Here is a 260-nt window from a genome sequence, read left to right as displayed (position 1 = left end):
TTGTCCCAGCTTGCAGTGACGGCGATGGGTGTGTCGTCCAAGAGTGTGCAGGCCACGGCGTAGACAGGGCCAGCGTGGCCGGTGAGGGGTTGGCCGATGGGTTGGCCTGTGTTCAGGTTCCACAGGCGGACGGTCTTATCCCAGCTTGCGCTGACGGCGATGGGGATGTTTCTCAGGGTTGTGCAGGTCACGGCGTTCACGAAGTTGGTGTGGCCGGTGAGGGGTTCGGCGATGGGTTGGCCGGTGGTGAGGTCCCAGAG

At 63.8% G+C, this 260-nt stretch carries 1 pseudogene; it reads right to left on the bottom strand.

Features of this window, described 5'->3' with window-relative positions:
- Nucleotides 1-260, bottom strand: a pseudogene (locus GT030_RS34190) (hypothetical protein); the annotation flags it as partial.

The sequence above is a fragment of the Streptomyces sp. SID1328 genome (assembly GCF_009865595.1).
Taxonomy (GTDB): domain Bacteria; phylum Actinomycetota; class Actinomycetes; order Streptomycetales; family Streptomycetaceae; genus Streptomyces; species Streptomyces griseoluteus.
The sequence above is the reverse complement of the archived record's forward strand: the minus strand, read 5'-3'. Positions and strand labels throughout refer to the sequence as shown.